This is a genomic window from Winogradskyella sp. PC D3.3, from assembly GCF_054366245.1.
Genome location: NZ_CM135962.1, coordinates 4,139,317 through 4,157,423, shown reverse-complemented (window position 1 = coordinate 4,157,423; position 18,107 = coordinate 4,139,317). Strand labels below are relative to the sequence as shown.

18 protein-coding genes are annotated in these 18,107 nt (G+C 32.5%); 4 read left to right on the top strand and 14 right to left on the bottom strand.

All coding sequences use genetic code 11. The annotated features are described in order from the left end of the window. Positions 1 to 31: 31 nt before the first annotated feature. The gene (locus ACXGSQ_RS18485; protein ID WP_458627592.1) at positions 32 to 2,347 is read right to left on the bottom strand and encodes a CHAT domain-containing protein; all 2,316 of its coding nucleotides are present in this window, start codon (positions 2,345 to 2,347) and stop codon (positions 32 to 34) included. Between the two features lie 498 nt (positions 2,348 to 2,845). Further along, positions 2,846 to 3,499 carry a hypothetical protein gene (locus ACXGSQ_RS18480; RefSeq protein ID WP_458627591.1) on the bottom strand — a complete coding sequence of 218 codons (654 nt, stop codon included), beginning with the start codon at positions 3,497 to 3,499 and terminating at the stop codon, positions 2,846 to 2,848. A 101-nt stretch (positions 3,500 to 3,600) separates the two neighbouring features. Here ACXGSQ_RS18480 and ACXGSQ_RS18475 point away from each other — a divergent pair, with 101 nt between their 5' ends. The 3 genes from ACXGSQ_RS18475 to ACXGSQ_RS18465 are packed head-to-tail and all read left to right on the top strand — an operon-like array spanning position 3,601 to position 5,749. Continuing rightward, complete coding sequence (locus ACXGSQ_RS18475) at positions 3,601 to 4,164, top strand: RNA polymerase sigma factor (protein WP_458627590.1); 564 nt, start codon at positions 3,601 to 3,603, stop codon at positions 4,162 to 4,164. Between the two features lie 2 nt (positions 4,165 to 4,166). Then, positions 4,167 to 4,946, top strand: a complete 780-nt coding sequence (locus ACXGSQ_RS18470; protein ID WP_458627589.1) for a hypothetical protein — start codon at positions 4,167 to 4,169, stop codon at positions 4,944 to 4,946. Further along, positions 4,943 to 5,749: a DNA/RNA non-specific endonuclease gene (locus ACXGSQ_RS18465; protein ID WP_458627588.1), complete on the top strand. Its 807-nt coding sequence runs from the start codon at positions 4,943 to 4,945 to the stop codon at positions 5,747 to 5,749. The genes ACXGSQ_RS18470 and ACXGSQ_RS18465 overlap by 4 nt, the downstream gene beginning before the upstream one ends. Here the strand turns inward: ACXGSQ_RS18465 and ACXGSQ_RS18460 are convergent. The 4 genes from ACXGSQ_RS18460 to gcvP form a co-directional block, all read right to left on the bottom strand. Then, positions 5,746 to 6,594, bottom strand: a complete 849-nt coding sequence (locus ACXGSQ_RS18460; RefSeq protein ID WP_458627587.1) for a glycosyltransferase family 2 protein — start codon at positions 6,592 to 6,594, stop codon at positions 5,746 to 5,748. The genes ACXGSQ_RS18465 and ACXGSQ_RS18460 overlap by 4 nt on opposite strands. A 23-nt stretch (positions 6,595 to 6,617) precedes the next feature. After that, positions 6,618 to 7,139, bottom strand: coding sequence for a class I SAM-dependent methyltransferase (locus ACXGSQ_RS18455; RefSeq protein ID WP_458627586.1), 522 nt, complete (start codon positions 7,137 to 7,139; stop codon positions 6,618 to 6,620). A gap of 27 nt (positions 7,140 to 7,166) precedes the next feature. Next, the gene (locus ACXGSQ_RS18450; protein ID WP_458627585.1) at positions 7,167 to 8,225 is read right to left on the bottom strand and encodes a 3-oxoacyl-ACP synthase III family protein; all 1,059 of its coding nucleotides are present in this window, start codon (positions 8,223 to 8,225) and stop codon (positions 7,167 to 7,169) included. Between the two features lie 171 nt (positions 8,226 to 8,396). After that, the gene (gcvP, locus tag ACXGSQ_RS18445; protein WP_458627584.1) at positions 8,397 to 11,246 is read right to left on the bottom strand and encodes an aminomethyl-transferring glycine dehydrogenase; all 2,850 of its coding nucleotides are present in this window, start codon (positions 11,244 to 11,246) and stop codon (positions 8,397 to 8,399) included. A 118-nt stretch (positions 11,247 to 11,364) separates the two neighbouring features. Here gcvP and ACXGSQ_RS18440 point away from each other — a divergent pair, with 118 nt between their 5' ends. Further along, positions 11,365 to 12,201, top strand: a complete 837-nt coding sequence (locus ACXGSQ_RS18440) for a UbiA prenyltransferase family protein (protein ID WP_458627583.1) — start codon at positions 11,365 to 11,367, stop codon at positions 12,199 to 12,201. Here the strand turns inward: ACXGSQ_RS18440 and ACXGSQ_RS18435 are convergent. The 8 genes from ACXGSQ_RS18435 to purE form a co-directional block, all read right to left on the bottom strand. Then, on the bottom strand, positions 12,178 to 12,441 hold the full coding sequence (locus tag ACXGSQ_RS18435) for a hypothetical protein (protein WP_458627582.1): 264 nt from the start codon (positions 12,439 to 12,441) through the stop codon (positions 12,178 to 12,180). The two genes, ACXGSQ_RS18440 and ACXGSQ_RS18435, sit on opposite strands and share 24 nt — an antisense overlap. A gap of 25 nt (positions 12,442 to 12,466) precedes the next feature. Next, positions 12,467 to 13,024, bottom strand: coding sequence for a sigma-70 family RNA polymerase sigma factor (locus ACXGSQ_RS18430; protein ID WP_458627581.1), 558 nt, complete (start codon positions 13,022 to 13,024; stop codon positions 12,467 to 12,469). Between the two features lie 96 nt (positions 13,025 to 13,120). Further along, positions 13,121 to 13,999 carry an SAM-dependent methyltransferase gene (locus tag ACXGSQ_RS18425; RefSeq protein WP_458627580.1) on the bottom strand — a complete coding sequence of 293 codons (879 nt, stop codon included), beginning with the start codon at positions 13,997 to 13,999 and terminating at the stop codon, positions 13,121 to 13,123. Between the two features lie 9 nt (positions 14,000 to 14,008). Beyond that, positions 14,009 to 14,443, bottom strand: coding sequence for a hypothetical protein (locus tag ACXGSQ_RS18420; protein ID WP_458627579.1), 435 nt, complete (start codon positions 14,441 to 14,443; stop codon positions 14,009 to 14,011). Next, positions 14,440 to 14,772 (bottom strand): hypothetical protein, encoded by a 333-nt coding sequence (locus tag ACXGSQ_RS18415; RefSeq protein ID WP_458627578.1) that lies wholly within the window; start codon positions 14,770 to 14,772, stop codon positions 14,440 to 14,442. Before ACXGSQ_RS18415 ends, ACXGSQ_RS18420 begins: the two co-directional genes overlap by 4 nt. Before the next feature lie 61 nt (positions 14,773 to 14,833). Next, the gene (locus ACXGSQ_RS18410; RefSeq protein WP_458627577.1) at positions 14,834 to 15,337 is read right to left on the bottom strand and encodes a GbsR/MarR family transcriptional regulator; all 504 of its coding nucleotides are present in this window, start codon (positions 15,335 to 15,337) and stop codon (positions 14,834 to 14,836) included. A 95-nt stretch (positions 15,338 to 15,432) separates the two neighbouring features. Beyond that, the gene (locus ACXGSQ_RS18405) at positions 15,433 to 17,463 is read right to left on the bottom strand and encodes a M3 family metallopeptidase (RefSeq protein ID WP_458627576.1); all 2,031 of its coding nucleotides are present in this window, start codon (positions 17,461 to 17,463) and stop codon (positions 15,433 to 15,435) included. Between the two features lie 164 nt (positions 17,464 to 17,627). Continuing rightward, positions 17,628 to 18,107 carry a 5-(carboxyamino)imidazole ribonucleotide mutase gene (gene purE / locus ACXGSQ_RS18400; protein WP_458627575.1) on the bottom strand — a complete coding sequence of 160 codons (480 nt, stop codon included), beginning with the start codon at positions 18,105 to 18,107 and terminating at the stop codon, positions 17,628 to 17,630.

Genomic DNA, 18,107 nt, shown 5'->3' with positions numbered 1-18,107 from the left:
GTTCACTGACTTTACTTTTTGTTACCCTCCGTTAATCACTTTTTTTTCTTTTGAAGTAAAAAATTGTTATAATCAATGTAAAGAAGGCGATTACAATATAATATATAGTAGAAAATTCACTTTCAATTTTAATAACACCAGTGTCACCAATCATAATAAATGAAGCCCAATAATAAGGAGATACAGCACTTAAGGAGTTATTCTTAATATATTTTAATTTTGCATTATGAAGAGATAAAGATTTGTTTTGTCCTTGTTTAATATTCTTGTAAAATGAGTTTAAGATTTGCAATGTCGCTTTATCGTTAACCTCCCAAAGTGTAGGTAAAACACTATGGGTGCCAGTGCTGAAAAAAGCTCTAGACAAACTCATTACACCTTCGCCAATATAAAGCTTGCCAAGAGAAGTATTACAAGCACTTAAAACAACTAGATCAGGAGAGCTTTTAAAGTTATAGATTTGAGCCAATTCTATTTTGTCATTGTAAAATGAAATCCAGGGACTTATACTATCATTTGCACTCGCATGTGAGGCAATGTGGATGATTTTAAAATTATCACTTTCTTTAAAAAAATTTTCACTTGTTGCATTGTCCTTTAAAAAAAGTTGAGCAGAGAACATGTCATTAATAAGGTTTAATTCTTCTTCTGTATTATGAAGTGTTATAAGATCAGATGAAAATTCTACTGGAGCAAAAGCAATAACGTCATTAGTGTTTTTTCTTTCAACTTCATTATTTTTTATTAGAAAAGAGAGTGAGTAGCTATAATTTATTTCATTTTGAAAGAGAAGGTAACTATTATCTTTCTCAGAAGTGAGCAAAGACTCAAAAGGGATATTTTGTAAATAATAATCTGGAATAATTGTTAGTTTTTTCCCACCTATATCAGCTTTTATCTCATCTGGAAACAAAGATTTATATATTTTATTAGAAACAGATTTGTATAAGCTTATTACTTCTTTATCCTGGAAAGGTGTTTCTAATAAACGACGATATTGAGTCGTGTAGTTTTTTAATTCTTTACAGTTTTTAATTTCAAAAAAAATTGTTTTAGTATCTGTTATGAGGAGTCCATATCCTTCCTTATCATCTAGAATATATTCAATATATGCTGTGTTTTTTGTAGGTATATGTTGTTTCAATGCAAACAAATCTATTACTTCAGGAGATTGAAGTGTTTTAAAATAAGATTTATATCCAATGCTCAATGTATTAATAAAATTATTGTAACGATCTTTAGCTATTAATAATTGAGCTTGAACAGAATCCGTTTTTCTTGTGGTAGAAAGTTTTTTAAGTTTATTAATTTTATTTTTTAATTCTTGTTCTTGTTGATTGATTTCTACCGGAATTTTAGAATTATTTTTTGAGATTTTTGTAGAAAGATCTTCAAGTAATAACAAGGCCTTATTTTTTTCCATAAAATAAAAGGCTTTTTGAACGTTGTTTAATAGATAACAGGCTTTAGTAGCTGTAAGATAAATTTCTGAAGCTGTTTTTCTCCAAAATAATTTTGATCTTTGCTCACTGTTGTTAATCCAAGTTTGTTCGGCTAAATAATCGGCAAGGTCTAGGGTTCTAATAGCTTCTTCTAAAAATTCATTTTTATTCGGGTTATTGTCGCTAAGTTTTATCCAAATATTTGCTTTGTCAATTAGTGAAGATATTAATTGAAATTTCACGTTAGAATTAACTAAATCTAATTTAGATGGGAGATTTTTAGAATTAGAAGCATCTAATGGGACAATTGATTTTATTGATATTTGAATATGGTTTAGTGCTTCAGGATAATTTTCAAATTTGGTATGTAGGATGCTAAGATTTCTATGGATTAGCGATGTCATAAAAGGATTTGCATCATAAAGTAGCGCTTTTTCAAAATACAGTTGAGCGGCTTTACTTTCTTCTTTTAGATATAAAACACCGAGATTATTATATGTTTTGTTTAAAAGTGTAACATCATTTAATTCTTTTGCAATCTTCAGTGCTTTTTCGAGGTTTGCTTTTCCTTTTTCAAAATTGTAATCTAATCGATCAATGTATAAATTGCCAAGTTCGTTATACATGTTGTGAAAATAGGTTTTGTTGATTACGAAACCTGACGAAGAATCACTTTTAATAGACTCCGCATATAGTATGGTCCTAGAAAGTATATTAATCCCTTCATTAAGGCTCTTAGTTGAACCAATTAATTTACACGATTCAGCTATACCAATCGTGTTTTTTATAATGTATTCGGAATTATTTTGTTCTTCTGCTATTGTTTTGCTGAGAGAATAATAATCTTTTGCGAAATAATATTGACCGAAATTAAAATAAATTTGAGCAGTATAATTTAAGCCCATTATTGCATATTTATCTGGTTGTTTATAATCTAATAATTTTTTAAATGTAATTAGAGCTTCTTTGAGGTTGTGGTTGTGGAATTGATAATAGCCTAAACTATAGATGCTTTTTCTGTAAAACTCTCTATTGTTAGTATTTAAAGAATCCATGAAGGCTAAATTTTTTTTGCTTAGCTCTATTGCCATATCTGTCCAATTCCATCCTTGTGTCCAATTCCATTTTGCAATTTCGTAGGTGTCGCCAAGTAAGAATTCTAATTTGTTTAGAGATCTATGTTTTTTAAGAAGCTCTTTAAACTTAGCATCTTTTTCATCCACAGTTAATATAGAGTCTTGTCTTATACTAACAAATTCTAAAGATATTTTTTGCGAAAAACAATCCGCAGAGATTAATAAAAATAAAATTATTATAATTTTGTAATGGGTTTTCATAGAATAATTATATAAAAAAAAAGGACAATCGTATATGATTATCCTTTTTTTCTAAGCTTTTAGTTTTTACATCGTAAAGCATGTAGAATAATTAAACAACCATGTTGGTATTTGATCTGGTGCTGGTGGTGGTGGTGTCTTCTTTTTACCCTTAGGGTCAACTACGATTGTCCCAGTACTAGTGTTGCCTCCTGTATTAGGGTCATTATCAAATAGATTATACCAATCACTTCCATAGTAACTAAGTTCAGATATACCAATAGATACTAAATATTGGTTTAGTTCGTCTAAATTAACAATCCATCGTTCAACTTTTCCACAAGTATAGTTTGTACTTTCTGTAAAAAAATAAATTGAAAAATGATTAGACATTAATTCTCTGTAATATATATTAAAAGGACCGCTGAAGCTTGGGTTAGATGAGTCGCTAAGATATTCCTGTTCTATATCATCTATATTTAGATATAAATAATATACTTTGGTCCCAAATGGCATGTAAACAGTAGAATTAGTTTGATTTTCTAGTTCTGTTTCTAAATTTAGAGTTTTTTCATTATTACCAGAACTAAGATCTGTGAATTTACTATTTACTAAAGTGCTTGTATTTTGTTTTTCTACAGATAAGTTTTCCTGGTCACTAACCATTTCTTCTTTAGAACAGCTGAAATTTAGACTGAATAAGACAATTACCATTAAGCATAAATAGAATTTGTTTTTCATTGTTTTTATTTTTATGATTACTTTAATCTGTTAACAAAAAGCAAATTTGTTACCCAATAAATATAAAAGTTTATTTTTGTTTTTGAGAATAAAATTGACAAATGACAGATAATTCTTATTATTTAAAAGCCTTGCTTAAAAGTGATACTGAGGTTATCAATGCTATTTATAAAAACAATTTTTATAAAGTAAGATCTTTTGTAATTAAAAATAATGGGCATCAAGAGGATGCTGAAGATATCTTTCAAAAAGCATTATTACAATTGGCAGTAAGATACAAAAAAGAAAAGTTTGTAATTAAGACAAGTTTTGAGGCCTATATATTTACAGTTTGTAAAAATCTATGGCGTAGAGAGTTAAATAAATCTAAAATTAAGGTAACAAGTGATGGTGTTATTGAACTAAAGGATGAAAACGAAGATATCGCGTTGGCAGCATTAGAACAAAAGCGTTGGGAACTATTTACTGAGAGTTTAGAACTTATCTCAGAGAATTGTAAACAAGTATTAAAGCTTTACTTTGCTAAAGTATCTTATGCTAAAATTGTAAAGGCTTTTGAGTATAAATCAGAAACGGTTGCTAGACAACGTGTTTTTAAATGTAAAAACAAATTAAAGGAATTAGTAAGAAACGATAATAGATTCAAATCTTTGACCGAACTGTAGTGATGGAGGACGATATTTTAATAGATAATTATTTAAAGGGTTTCTTGACTGAAAATGAACAAAAGGCATTTTTAGAACGCATAGCGATTGATGCTAAATTCAAAGAAAATTTTGAATTAGAAAAGCAACTTTTTAATGCTCTAGATGAAAATAATTGGAGTTTTTTAGTGAGTAAAAATACTGAAGTTAATGACTATAAAAATCTATTAGAGCAAGAAGATTTACAAAATTTAAAAAAAACTTTAGTTCAAACTAATACGGAGTTTAAAGTTAAAAATAGTCATAATGATAAGGTTAAATTGTTTTATTATTTGGCAGCTGCTTCAATCGTTGTTTTCTTAGGGTTTCAATTCTTTTTTAATAAAACCGTTTCCAATCAAGAATTGTATTATGAGTATGTGGCTTTAAATGATTTGCCTTCTTTTGTTTCTAGAAGTAATGAGGTTACTCAACTAACTGAAGCACAACAACTTTTTGAAGAGAAGAATTATAATAAAGCCCTAGAAGTTTTTAATTCATTTAAAGAACAAGATGGAGCGTTAGCAATTTATAAAGGGATTGCACAAGCTGAATTAGGGAATTATAATGAAGCCGAAGAAACATTTAATACTCTTATAAATAGTAATCTGTTAGATGCAGAAAAAGGGTATTGGTATAAGGCCTTAATCTTCTTAAAAGCAGATAGGAAATTAGAGACAATAGCGGTTTTAGAAACTATAATTTCTGAAAATTTATATAAAAATAACGAAGCTAAAATACTTTTAGAAAAAATAAAAAATTGAAAAGAAAACCAATATTCACCATAATAGCTATCATCATAGCAATAGCTATCTACAGTTATGACTATTATCTAAATGCCGAACAAAAAGCTGAAGTTGTAAATGAAGGGCAAACTGTAAAAGAAGGTACTAATGAGTACTTTCTACCGACTAGCACAACAAATCAAATAGTTCATCATCAAAATTATTCCTTGTCTTATAGTGAGCCGCATGAACAAGCAGAATGGGTTGCTTATGAGTTAAAAGCATCACATATAAGTTCTACAAATCATAAGCGACCTTATTTTGAAATTGATAATGCCGTAAAAACGGGAGCAGCGCATTGGCGGAATTATAAAAAATCGGGTTACGATAAAGGGCATTTGTGTCCGGCAGGTGACCGAAGATTTACAAAAACGGCACACGATGAAACCTTTTTAACGAGTAATATTAGTCCACAAGAACACCTGTTTAATGCTGGTGTTTGGAATCGATTAGAGCAGAAAGTGCGTTATTGGGCTAAAAAGAATGATGGTGTTTTTGTGGTAACTGGTGGCGTTCTTAAAAATGGATTAAAAACTATTGGAGATGAAGGTGTCGCTGTTCCAAATCAATTTTATAAAGTGATATTGGACAACACAAACGGAACAATAAAAGTACTTGCGTTTATAGTGAATCATGAAGATTCAGATTTACCATTATATAAATTTGTGGTTTCAGTTGATGAGGTTGAAGCTTTAACAGGAATTGATTTTTTTCCGCAGTTAGATGATACAATTGAAGATGCATTAGAAGCCTCAAGTAGTTATAACAACTGGAGTTTTTAACTGAATTTATTTTTAATACCTTTCCAGCGCAACGCTCTAATAAATTGTCCTTCTTCACTTGAAACTAGAAACTCTAAATTATTTGATTTAGCTCTAAAATAGCCAGACATATAATCTCTAAATAATTTAAAACTTCCTTTTTTTAGCGCTAGTTTTAAAGCAGAAATTAAAGTAATCCAAAAGCCATAACGCATTTTATACATGGCTTCACCTTGTAAATATTTAGAGGCTTTGTTGTAGGATTGTCCGGTTGGTTTTAAATGCTTTACATGAAGTGTTTCATCAGTGAGAATGTCCCAGCTATTATATTTCGCTAATAACTCATCAACCGTATCCCATCCCATAGAAGGTTTGAGTTGTCCTATTTGTTTAAAGCAATCCTTTTTATACGCCTTTAAAGCACCTCTAATATGATCTTTGTTGGTTAAATTTTCGAGAACCCATTCGTTATTCTTTTCAACATAACAGAAACCAGAAGCCATACCTAAATTTGTATTCGAATTGAAATGATTGGTTAACTGTTCTAAATAATTTTTAGGAAAAATTAAATCGGCATCAAATTTACAGATAATGTCGTAATTTTCGTCAAGTGAGTCTAAGCCCTTATTAAAGGCATTAATAATTTTAGAACCAGGTAAATGTTTATCTGATGATTCTGAATTTAATAATGAGATCCAAGGGTGTTTTGATGCGTAATCTTCAACAATGTTTTGAGTGGCGTCCGATGAATTGTCATTTACAACAACTAAAGCTTTAGGCAACAATGTTTGTTGCGTCAAAGATTCTAAAGTTTTACCAATGTAATCTTCTTCGTTGTGCGCCGGAATGATAATGTAGAAGTCCAAAATTGAAAGCTGTTTTTTCAAAGTTAAACTCTTTCTGCATATACAATGTAGTAACGCGGCGTAAACCGTCTTAAAATAGGTCTAATCCCTAATTTATTCACAGGATTAGTCCACTGTTGTCGGTCTTTAATGATCCATCCTGTTTTTTCTAAAAGCCAATCGAGTTGCCAATCTTCAAACTCATGATAATGCCTATCACGCATATCGGTTTTACTTCGATAGGCCGGAGCAAACCATAATTTTAAAGGCACACTAATAACTAATTTATTTGTTTTAATAGATTTTAAAATCTCATAAGGTGATAATAAATGTTCGAAAATTTCAAAAGCCGTTACCACCTCAGCAGAAGAGTTTTTAATTGCCGATTGATTTTCATCCAAATCTTCTCCGGTTGTGTTTTTAACAGAAAACCCTTCCGAAATCATAATTTCAGAAAACGGATTTTTTACTCCTAAATCTAAAATAGTTTCTGAAGTATTGATATGTTTTTGTAAAAACTGCAGGGTAAGTTTGAAGCGTTTATTGGGGTATGTTTTTTCGTACATAAATAGGGCTTATAGAAATCTTGTAAATCAATATTTATATACAATAGTATTAATATTCATACCTGCACCAACACTTGCAAACATAATAATATCACCTTTGTTAATCTCTTGATTTTTTAGTTGGCCTTTTAATATCATATCTAATAAGGTTGGGACCGTAGCAACACTAGAGTTTCCGAGCCTACTAATTGTCATAGGCATGATACCTTCGGGCATTTCCATATGGTGCAATTTATAAAACCGCTTTACTATGGCTTCATCCATTTTTTCATTCGCCTGGTGAATCAATATTTTTTTGACATCTTTAATGGAAACTCCACTTTTATCAAGACAAGCTTTTAAAGCATTAGGAACGTTAGACAATGCAAATTCATAAATCTTACGACCATACATTTTTATGTATCGACGCTTATCTGTGATTTCAGGATTGTTGGTTTCTCCGAAGTAAATAAAATGAGCTTCATCTAAGGCGTAAGTTGCAGATTCATGAGCTAAAATACCTCCTTCTTCATCTGTTTTCTCAACGATTACAGCACCAGCTCCATCACTGTAGATCATAGAATCTCTGTCGTGTTTATCGATTACTCTAGATAGGGTTTCTGAGCCAATAACCAGACAGCGTTTTGCAATACCAGAAGCGATAAACGCTTTGGCTTGGATTACTCCTTCAATCCAACCAGGGCATCCAAAAAGTAAATCGTAACCAACACATTTTGGATTTTTAATTTTCAATAAATGTTTTACTCGAGATGCCATACTAGGCACGGTATCACTTTGCTCTGCATTGTGTCTTACATCTCCGTAATTATGAGCTACAATGATGTAATCAATCGTTTCTTTATCAATTTTGGCATCGTTAATAGCCTTTTCTGCAGCATAAAAAGCAATATCAGAATTTAATAGATCGTCTTCAACATAACGTCGTTCTTGAATACCTGTAATAGCTTTAAATTTTTCTACAATGATTTCATTTGGGCTATTAATAGAAGAGCCATCAGCATTTAAAAATAGATTATTATAGAAATCTTCGTTTTTTTTGATATTACTAGGGATATAACTCCCTGTTCCTGTTATTTTAATTGCCATCGCTAATTGTTTTCATAGTTACGAAATTAACTAATAATATATTCATTTTTATAATTTACAGTTCTAAAGCAATAATTTTTAAAGAATTCATAATTATAATGATCTATAATTTTAAAAACATAAAAAAAAGCATCTAATTTAGATACTTTTTTTTATGTTTTTGTACTTGAACTAAGCTTCCATGTAGGCGTCTATAGGGACACAACTACAGATTAAATTTCGATCTCCATAAGCGTCATCTACACGTCTTACACTAGGCCAGAATTTATTGTCTCTCACAAACTCTAATGGAAATGCTGCCGCTTCTCTACTATATGGGAATGACCACTCATCAGAGGTTAACATATTTAACGTATGAGGTGCATTTTTTAATAGGTTATTAGGTTCGTCTTTAGATGTTGTGTCGATTTCTTTTCTAATTGAAATCATGGCATCACAAAAACGATCCATTTCAGCTTTACTTTCACTTTCGGTAGGTTCAATCATCATGGTTCCTGCAACAGGGAACGAAACTGTTGGGGCGTGGAATCCGTAATCCATTAAACGTTTTGCGATGTCCGTAACTTCAACACCATTGGCTTTAAAATCACGACAATCAATAATCATTTCGTGAGCCGCTCTACCGTTTTCACCAGAGTATAACGTTGGATAATATTCGCTTAAACGTTCTTTGATATAGTTTGCATTTAGAATCGCAATTTCGGTTGCTTTTTTTAATCCTCTATAGCCCAACATTTTTATGTAACCATAAGAGATAAGACAAACTAAAGACGATCCATAAGGCGCCCCTGAAACCGCTGTGATAGCTTGATGACCTCCCGTTTTAACGATCGGATTTCCTGGTAAGAACGGCACTAATTGTTTTGCAACGCAGATTGGTCCAACTCCAGGCCCACCACCTCCGTGAGGAATAGCAAAAGTTTTGTGTAAGTTTAAGTGACATACATCGGCACCTATATTTCCTGGGTTAGTTAAGCCTACTTGAGCATTCATATTGGCTCCATCCATATAGACTTGGCCACCATTATCGTGAATAATTTTTGTGATTTCTTTAATGGCTGATTCATAAACTCCATGCGTGGAAGGATAAGTAACCATTAAAGCCGAAAGATTATCTTTATGTAATTCTGCTTTTTCTCTTAAATCTTCAACATCTATATTTCCATCCTCTGAAGCTTTAGTTACCACAACTTTCATTCCTGCCATTACAGCACTTGCCGGATTTGTTCCATGTGCAGACGAAGGAATTAAACAGATATTTCTGTGGTGATCTCCACGAGATTCGTGATATGCTCTAATAACCATTAGTCCGGTAAACTCACCTTGAGCACCAGAATTTGGTTGAAGTGACGTTGCCGCAAAACCAGTAATTTCTGACAATTGATTTTCTAGTGCTTTTAGCATTAGTTTGTAACCTGTGGCTTGTTCAGATGGCGCAAATGGGTGCATATTGCCCCAACTTGGCCAACTTAACGGTAGCATTTCTGAAGCCGCATTTAATTTCATGGTACAAGACCCTAATGAAATCATAGAATGGTTTAATGCTAAATCTTTACGTTCTAAACGTTTTATATAACGCATTAATTCGGTCTCAGAATGATAAGTGTTAAAGATATCAAAAGTTAAAAAGTCGGATTGACGCTTTAGATGATCTGGAATGGTTTTTATATGAGAAACAGCTTCGATTTTTTCTGTAGTCTTTCCTGTTACAGCTTCAAAAATTGAAATAATTTCATTTAAGTCCGAAACATTAGTCGTTTCGTTGATAGATATCGTTACCGTATTAGTATCTGGATAATGAAAGTTGACTTCTTTTTTCTCAGCTTCATATTTTACTTTAACAGCATCAGCCTTTATTTGAATGGTATCGAAGTAATGTGAATTGACTTGTTCTAATCCTAATTGCTCTAAAGCGTGGGCTAGGGTAGATGTAGAGTTCTTTATTTTATCGGCGATAAATGTTAAGCCTTTTGGGCCATGATATACAGCATACATACTAGCCATTACGGCTAAAAGTACTTGAGCGGTACAGATGTTAGAGGTTGCTTTATCGCGTTTTATATGTTGTTCTCTAGTTTGAAGCGCCATACGTAATGCTCTGTTGCCATTGGCGTCTTTAGTAATTCCTATAATACGCCCAGGAATATCACGTTTGTAAGCTTCTTTTGTAGCAAAATAAGCCGCATGAGGGCCACCATATCCCATTGGGATTCCAAAACGTTGAGTTGTTCCAATAACAACATCGGCACCAAATTTCCCTGGTGCTTCAAGTTTTACTAAACTTAAAATATCGGCTGCAACAGCAACTTTAATATTTTGAGCATTTGCTTTTTCAATAAAAGCTTTAATATCTGTAATCTGTCCATTTTTTCCTGGGTATTGAAGTAAGGCCCCAAAATAATCTTCAGATAGTTTGTATTCTGCTTCATTTCCAATAATCAATTCAATACCTATTGGATTCGCTCTTGTTTCAAGTAAAGCAATAGTTTGTGGTAACACTAAATCTGAAACAAAGAATTTATTGACATTGGCTTTCTTTTGTGCACGATCTCTAATAGCAAATAAAAGTCCCATAGCTTCAGCAGCTGCTGTACTTTCATCTAAAAGTGATGCATTGGCAATTTCCATACCTGTTAAATCAATAATCATGGTTTGGAAATTCAATAAGGCTTCTAATCGACCTTGTGCAATTTCTGCTTGATAAGGTGTGTAAGCGGTGTACCAACCTGGGTTTTCTAATATGTTACGTTGAATTACTGCTGGTAAATTAGTAGGGTAGTACCCTAAGCCAATATAGGTTTTGTAAATTTTATTGCGTTGTGAGAGTTGGTTGATATGGGTTAGATACTCTTGCTCACTCATCGCAGCATCAAGATCTAAGTCGTTTTCTAGGCGTATGTTCGTCGGAATTGTTTCGTCAATTAATTGTTCTATATTTTTAACACCTATAGTGTCTAACATGGCTTGTTGTTCGTCCGAATTTGGGCCAATATGTCTGAGTGCAAATGAGGTTGTGTCCATTAAAAAATAATTTATTTAGTTCTGCAAAAGTAAGGATTTAGCCTAATTTTTTAGTTATTGAAAATTAAAGTTTTTAACCGAAACGAGAGGTTATTAACACATTCCTTACTTTTGTGGAATGGGAGTTTTAAAACGCATCTTCAACTTTTATTTGAATAGTAGTATTCATGTTGCTTTAGCCGCTTGTTCTTTAGCTTGGGTAACGTTAATAGAGATGGATATTGCATACGATACATATCTTTTAAGTTTTGTTTTTTTTGCAACGATAACGGGGTATAATTTTGTGAAATATTTTGGGATTGTTAAGTTTCATCATCGCAGTTTGGCAGGTTGGTTAAAAGCATTACAAGTATTTTCTTTTATTGCCTTTTTAGCAATGTGTTATTTTGTGCTAAAGCTAGAGTTTGAGGCTTTAATGCTTATTGTTATTCTTGGGATTATTACATTCTTTTATGCTATTCCTATAATGGTTCCTAAAAAATATTTATTTGATGACCACAAGAATTTAAGGCAAGTCAGTGGTTTGAAGGTTTATCTTATTGCATTGATATGGACCTTTACAACGGTTTTATTACCAATGTTGAATAATGGTGTTTTGGTGAGTTCTGATGGTTTACTTGTTGGGGTACAACGGTTTTGTTATATACTGGTTCTAATGCTGCCGTTTGAGATTAGAGACTTAAATTACGATAGTTTAAAGTTGGCGACAATACCTCAAAAAATAGGAGTTAAAAACACTAAAGTTATCGGAGTAATCCTTTTGGTTGTTTTTCTGACGTTAGAGTTTTTTAAAGATGAATTATTAGACAAATCAATAATTGCTATCGTAATAATTACTGCGGTTACATTATTGTTTTTGCTTTTGTCAAACAAAAATCAATCAAAATATTTTAGTGCGTTTTGGGTAGAAGGTTTGCCTATTGTTTGGCTGTTAATCTTGTTGTTGCTTCGCTAATTCTCTATCAAATTCGGATTGAAGCTTGCTAAGTTCTTCAGTTTTGAGACACTGAACTTTTGATTTTTCTATAGTTTCAGATAATTTGGTATTCTTGCGAGAGTACTTTTTTGTAATGTGACAATACGAAAGACGTAATCTTAGTTTAAATTGTTCCCAAGAAGAAGCCTCATTATATTGTACTTTATCACAAATATGTTTTGCTTCCTCACAGCTTATAAATAAAAAACTTTTTTTCATCTTTAATGTCCTTGTAAACGGAATATCATTTATACCAATTTTCTTCCATGCATTCTGCTAATGCAGTTCGTGCTCTGTGTATAATTACCCATAGGTTAGACGCAGTAATATCTAAATCATTACAAATGGTTTCTGTATCATAACCTAAAATGGTTTTCATCTTAAAAACGTCTGCTTGTTTTTCTGGTAATTTTCCTAAACAATCGTAGATGGCGTCACCTAATTCTGAATTTACTAAATGGTCTTCAGCAGTCTTGTCACTGGCATCTGCTACGCGTTCTTCTAACCAATCACCTTCGCTATCTGTATCACTGTTATAAGTCATTCTAACTTCAGCTTTACCTTTGTTAGAGTTTATTTTTCGGTAATGGTCAATGATTTTGCGCTTTAAAATAGACACTAGCCACGTGCGTTCACTCGCTTCACCCTTAAAGTTTTTCATGGATTTAAGGCCAGCTAAAAATGTTTCAGATATTAAATCTTGCGCAATCTCTCTGCTATTAACACGAGTAATTGTGTAATTAAATAAGTAATCTGAATATGATTTCACCCAATTGTTTGGGTCTATTTGATGCTTAGGCATTGTTCAATTTCATTGCTGACTCAAAAATAGGTTAAAAATTTGAGATATAATTTAGTTCTAAAAATTAAAGTAAAATTATATAGGGTGCATATCTCATTATGTTTTTGTGGCGCTAATGATATAATATCCAAAACTTTTGAGGTGTAATCCTGTTAATAATGCGTAGAATGATCCTTTTAAGTTGTGAAGACTTTCTCTTTTTATAGATTTAAAACTTAGCAATTTTTTGAGTATAAAGCCTGTAATTGCAAATGGGACATATAGTACAGAAGGGGCAACGCAATGGGAGGTGTCTTCAATTGTAATATTTATGAAACCTAAGTCTTGTAACTTTTGCGTTATAAAAGTGTGGGTTTCCAGTTTTTCAAGACTCCAATGATCGCATAATCGGTGGTATGCATATTCTGCTCCTTTGCAAAGTTCTGAATGCTCTTTTTTTAGGAAGGCATCTGCGATGACTAATTTTCCGCCAGGTTTTAAAATACGATACGCTTCTTTTAATGAATTTTCTCCGTGACCGGAATGGCAAAAGCTTTCTATGGCTACAGCCGAATCAAAGGAATGAGATTGAAATGAGGTGTGGTTGTAATTTTCTTTTAGAATAATACCATTTTTTCCTTGTAATAAATCATTCCCATGTTTCACTTGAAAATCAGAAAGTGTGACTCCATAAGTGATAAGATTTTGATGTTGTTTTAAAGCATAGCGCATTGTGCCTCCCATACCACAACCTAAATCGATGAGTCTATGCTTTTTAGTGTTAATTTGAAGTCGTTTTATAACCTGAGCATTCATTTGATTAAGCATGCTGTCGCGTTTAAAAGGATTAGTTTTAAACGGTGTATAATAACCAAAATGCATGTTAAAGTCTTGACTCCAAAATTCGTAATCTTCTGAGGCTTCGTTATAGAAATCTATCATTTCTATTTTGTTTTTTTCAGAATAGCTGTCAATAGGTAGTGTTTGTGTTTTCATAATGGAAATTTATAAGCTTGAACTAAGATTTGTTATTAATAACCATGTGTAAACCACAGCAAATAGTATGAATAAGGTATTCATGACATAACTACCGATCTTAAAAATTAATTTCTGAGGTATGTCATACATGGGATAATACGCAATTTGTGTAGCGACTTTTCCAACCCAATATGCCGCAATAAGTCCGGTTAATGCAATAGCTAAGTTTGATCCGTTTTGTAAATCGTTGGGAATTACGATAGCAATTAATCCAAAAGAAAAATTTAAACCTTGAATATATCGGCCATACGTTTTTGCGATTTCCTGATTTAGAGGTTTTAGCTGTTTTACGTCATTATACCAGTCAAAAACCTTGTGTCTTATATATGGATAAATTAATGCGGTGAATACTTGTCCACAGCCACCTAGAATGATTAACCCATTTGGAATTTGTGTTTTCATGATAATTTAAGTTTATAAGTGATATAGAAATGGAATAGGGCAAGCCCCATTGAAACGAATAGCCATAGGAGGATGAACGGGAATCCTCTAATTCCGAAATAAGCTATAATCCGAAAGAATACAATAATGAATACCGTTGTAATTACATAAGCTTTAAATAGTTTTTTGATCGGTTGAGTGAGTGTTTTAAAATGAACGATAAGCGTGATGCTCATTAAAATTTGAGTCAACCCCAAAACCATTTGGGCTGCAATGCCTCCCCAAAAAGTCAAGTAAAGAAGTGAGGTGCTAAGGATTAATATTTTGTTGATATCGTAAAAATGTTTCATGTTTTCTTTGTTTTTAAACTTTCAGAAAAAATTGAAAGTTTGTTTTAAAAAAATATACCTGCTACTTCATCAGTTTTAAAACCGATTTCGTTAACCAATTTTGTTTTTGATTCACCATCTTATTCATTAAAGTATCTAAATCTTGGGTTAATTGATTTAAAGCCTTGGTTTGTTTAATGAGCTCTTTTGTGTTTTCAGTGCCATCATCTTTTATGGTAGAGACCTCTTCAAGAACTTTAATCACAGGTCTAATTTCTCTTCGACTGCGCTCTTTGGCGACGATGCGTGCTAATTCTTGTACGTCTTTTTCCGTAGTAAAAAACTCTTTACGTTCACCAGAAACCAATACTTTGGTTACAATGCCCCAATCCATGAGTTGTCTTAAATTCATACTGGTATTACCGCGTGAAATTTTAAGATCTTCCATAATGTCTTCCATAGACAAAGGCTGGGTGGAAATAAAAAGTAAGGCTTGTATTTGAGCCATCGCTTTATTGATGCCCCAAAGTGAGCCTAAACTTCCCCAAGTGCTAATAAATTTTTCTTTTGCTTCTTGATATTCCATAATACAAATATATAATAATTTTTAAACTTTCAATAATTTGTGAAAGTTTTGTTTAAATAAAAAGAGAGTTTTTCATTTGCTCTCTTTTTATTGATTTATTTCAACAAGCCTGCACGTCTTAATAAGGCTTCAGGTTTTGGTTCTTGTCCTCTAAACTTTTTATACAAAGTCATTGGGTTATCGGTACCTCCTTGAGATAATACAAAGGTTTTAAACTTATCTGCCACGGTTTTATTAAAAATGCCTTCTTCTTTAAAATATTCAAAGGCATCTGCATCTAAAACTTCTGCCCATTTGTAACTGTAATATCCCGAAGAATAGCCTCCTTGAAAAATATGCGAAAACGACGTGCTCATACAATTTTCTGCGACATCAGGATACAGACTTGTATCTCCAAAGGCTTCAACTTCATGAGACTTTACATTTGTAATATTTGAAGGATCAATACCATGCCACGACATATCTAATAATCCAAAACTCAATTGACGTAAGGTTTGCATACCTTCATGAAACGTTGCGGAAGCTTTTATTTTTTTAACCAGCTCCATTGGGATGACTTCGCCTGTTTCGTAATGTGTTGCAAATAACTCTAAAGCTTCTTTTTCGTAGCACCAATTTTCTAATACCTGACTTGGCAATTCAACAAAATCCCAATACACACTGGTTCCCGATAGACTTGGATACGTGGTGTTGGCTAACATACCGTGTAAGGCGTGACCAAATTCATGAAACAATGTTGTGACTTCATTAAAGGTTAATAATGAGGGTTTACTTTTTGTTGGTTTTGTAAAGTTACATACGATAGATACATGTGGTCTTTCATTTTTACCATCTTTTATCATCTGTGGTTTAAAAGACGTCATCCAAGCACCATTTCGTTTTCCTGCTCTTGGGAAAAAGTCGGCATAGAAAATGGAAACTAATTCTCCTTCGCTATCCGTAACTTTATACGTTAAAACGTCCTCGTGATATTTATCGATAGTATTAATTTCTTCAAACTGTAGACCGAATAATTTATGAGCTACTGTAAAAGCACCATTGATTACATTTTCTAGTTTGAAATACGGTTTTAATTGCTCATCATCCAAGTCGAATAATTTTTGCTTCAACTTTTCAGCATAATAACCAGAATCCCATTTTTGTAATTGATCGATGTTGTCTAATTCTTTTGCGAAAGCTTCTAATTCTTCAAATTCTGCTTTAGCCGCTGGTTTTGCTTTTTCTAATAATTCGTTTAAAAATGACGTTACTTTTTCTGGCGTTTCTGCCATACGCTCTTCCAACACAAAGTGAGCATGTGTTTTGTAGCCTAGAAGTTGAGCACGCTCAAAACGCAATTGCGCGATTTTAAGAACAATGTTTTGATTGTCTAGTTCATCGTTTTGAAATCCTTTTCTACCAAAGGCTTTAGATAATTTTTCTCTTAAAGCTCTGTTGTCTGCATAGGTCATAAACGGAATATAACTTGGATAATCTAAGGTGATTAACCAACCGTCTTTGTCTTTGCTTTCGGCTAATTGTTTAGCGGCTTCTTTGGCTCCTTCTGGTAAACCTGAAAGCTCAGACTCGTCTGTAAGGTGCATTTCAAATTTATTTGTTTCCGCTAAAATATGTTCTCCGAATTTTAATTTTAATTGACTTAATTCCTTATCAATGGCACGAAGTTTTTCTTTTTTATCTTCTGGTAAATTAGCACCATTACGAGAAAACCCTTTGTATTTTTTATCGAGAAGGGTTTGCTGCTCAGTAGTTAAATCTAAACTAGCTTTAGCGTCGTAAACGGCTTTTACGCGTTTAAATAAGGCTTCATTTAACGTGATATCATTGCTGAAATCTGAAAGTAAAGGTGAAACCTCTTGTGCAATTTTCTGAATCTCATCATTAGTTTCAGCAGAATTCAAATTGAAGAAAATACTAGAGATACGATCAAGCTCTTCTCCAGAAAAATCTAAGGCTTCAATAGTGTTTTCAAAACTAGGTGTTTCTTTGTTTGCTGTGATTGCGTCAATCTCAGCTTTTGCTTTTATTATCCCTTCTTTAATTGCAGGTAAAAAATCTTCAGATTTAAGTTTTGAAAATGGAGCAGTATTATATAAGGTGTTGAACGGTTTATTAAGAATTGTCATGTCGTGTAGATTTGAATTAAGTATTTGATTATCTGAATTTTAACGTTTGAATATGATAATCTGTAATATGGTGTTTTGTACCTTTGCTTAATATTTTACATATTAAATGATGTTAAAGTAGAATTGATTAATAGCTAAAAGCCTTAACGAGAGTTGAGGCTTTTTTATAAGTCTTTTGCAGAATCAATAACCTTTGCTTTCAATCCTTCTTTATAAACGATTATTTTATCTAATACACATTGGTCAGCGCTGCCTAAAATCTGAGCCGCTAAAATTCCTGCATTTTTGGCTCCGTTTAAAGCTACAGTAGCTACAGGTACTCCTCCTGGCATTTGTAAAATGGATAATACAGAATCCCAACCATCTATTGAATTACTGCTTTTTACAGGAACACCAATAACTGGTAACGGAGACATAGAGGCTACCATTCCTGGTAAATGAGCTGCTCCACCTGCGCCAGCTATAATTACTTTGATGCCTCTTTTATGAGCATTTTTACTAAAATCGAATAATTTTTCAGGGGTTCTGTGTGCCGAAACGATATCAACTTCAATTTCAATATCAAAACCGTTTAATATATCTATAGCGTCTTGCATTACTGGCATGTCGCTTTTACTTCCCATTATTATGGCTACTTTACTCAT

What these genes read in the sequence shown, in the direction of transcription:
- ACXGSQ_RS18485 (WP_458627592.1), bottom strand. Translation starts at nt 2,347, where the DNA reads ATGGGCTTAAATTATACTGCTCAAATTTATTTTAATTTCGGTCAATAT.
- ACXGSQ_RS18480 (WP_458627591.1), bottom strand. Translation starts at nt 3,499, where the DNA reads ATGAAAAACAAATTCTATTTATGCTTAATGGTAATTGTCTTATTCAGT.
- ACXGSQ_RS18475 (WP_458627590.1), top strand. Translation starts at nt 3,601, where the DNA reads ATGACAGATAATTCTTATTATTTAAAAGCCTTGCTTAAAAGTGATACT.
- ACXGSQ_RS18470 (WP_458627589.1), top strand. Translation starts at nt 4,167, where the DNA reads ATGGAGGACGATATTTTAATAGATAATTATTTAAAGGGTTTCTTGACT.
- ACXGSQ_RS18455 (WP_458627586.1), bottom strand. Translation starts at nt 7,139, where the DNA reads ATGTACGAAAAAACATACCCCAATAAACGCTTCAAACTTACCCTGCAG.
- ACXGSQ_RS18450 (WP_458627585.1), bottom strand. Translation starts at nt 8,225, where the DNA reads ATGGCAATTAAAATAACAGGAACAGGGAGTTATATCCCTAGTAATATC.
- gcvP (WP_458627584.1), bottom strand. Translation starts at nt 11,246, where the DNA reads ATGGACACAACCTCATTTGCACTCAGACATATTGGCCCAAATTCGGAC.
- ACXGSQ_RS18440 (WP_458627583.1), top strand. Translation starts at nt 11,365, where the DNA reads ATGGGAGTTTTAAAACGCATCTTCAACTTTTATTTGAATAGTAGTATT.
- ACXGSQ_RS18435 (WP_458627582.1), bottom strand. Translation starts at nt 12,441, where the DNA reads ATGAAAAAAAGTTTTTTATTTATAAGCTGTGAGGAAGCAAAACATATT.
- ACXGSQ_RS18430 (WP_458627581.1), bottom strand. Translation starts at nt 13,024, where the DNA reads ATGCCTAAGCATCAAATAGACCCAAACAATTGGGTGAAATCATATTCA.
- ACXGSQ_RS18425 (WP_458627580.1), bottom strand. Translation starts at nt 13,999, where the DNA reads ATGAAAACACAAACACTACCTATTGACAGCTATTCTGAAAAAAACAAA.
- ACXGSQ_RS18420 (WP_458627579.1), bottom strand. Translation starts at nt 14,443, where the DNA reads ATGAAAACACAAATTCCAAATGGGTTAATCATTCTAGGTGGCTGTGGA.
- ACXGSQ_RS18415 (WP_458627578.1), bottom strand. Translation starts at nt 14,772, where the DNA reads ATGAAACATTTTTACGATATCAACAAAATATTAATCCTTAGCACCTCA.
- ACXGSQ_RS18410 (WP_458627577.1), bottom strand. Translation starts at nt 15,337, where the DNA reads ATGGAATATCAAGAAGCAAAAGAAAAATTTATTAGCACTTGGGGAAGT.
- ACXGSQ_RS18405 (WP_458627576.1), bottom strand. Translation starts at nt 17,463, where the DNA reads ATGACAATTCTTAATAAACCGTTCAACACCTTATATAATACTGCTCCA.
- purE (WP_458627575.1), bottom strand. Translation starts at nt 18,107, where the DNA reads ATGAGTAAAGTAGCCATAATAATGGGAAGTAAAAGCGACATGCCAGTA.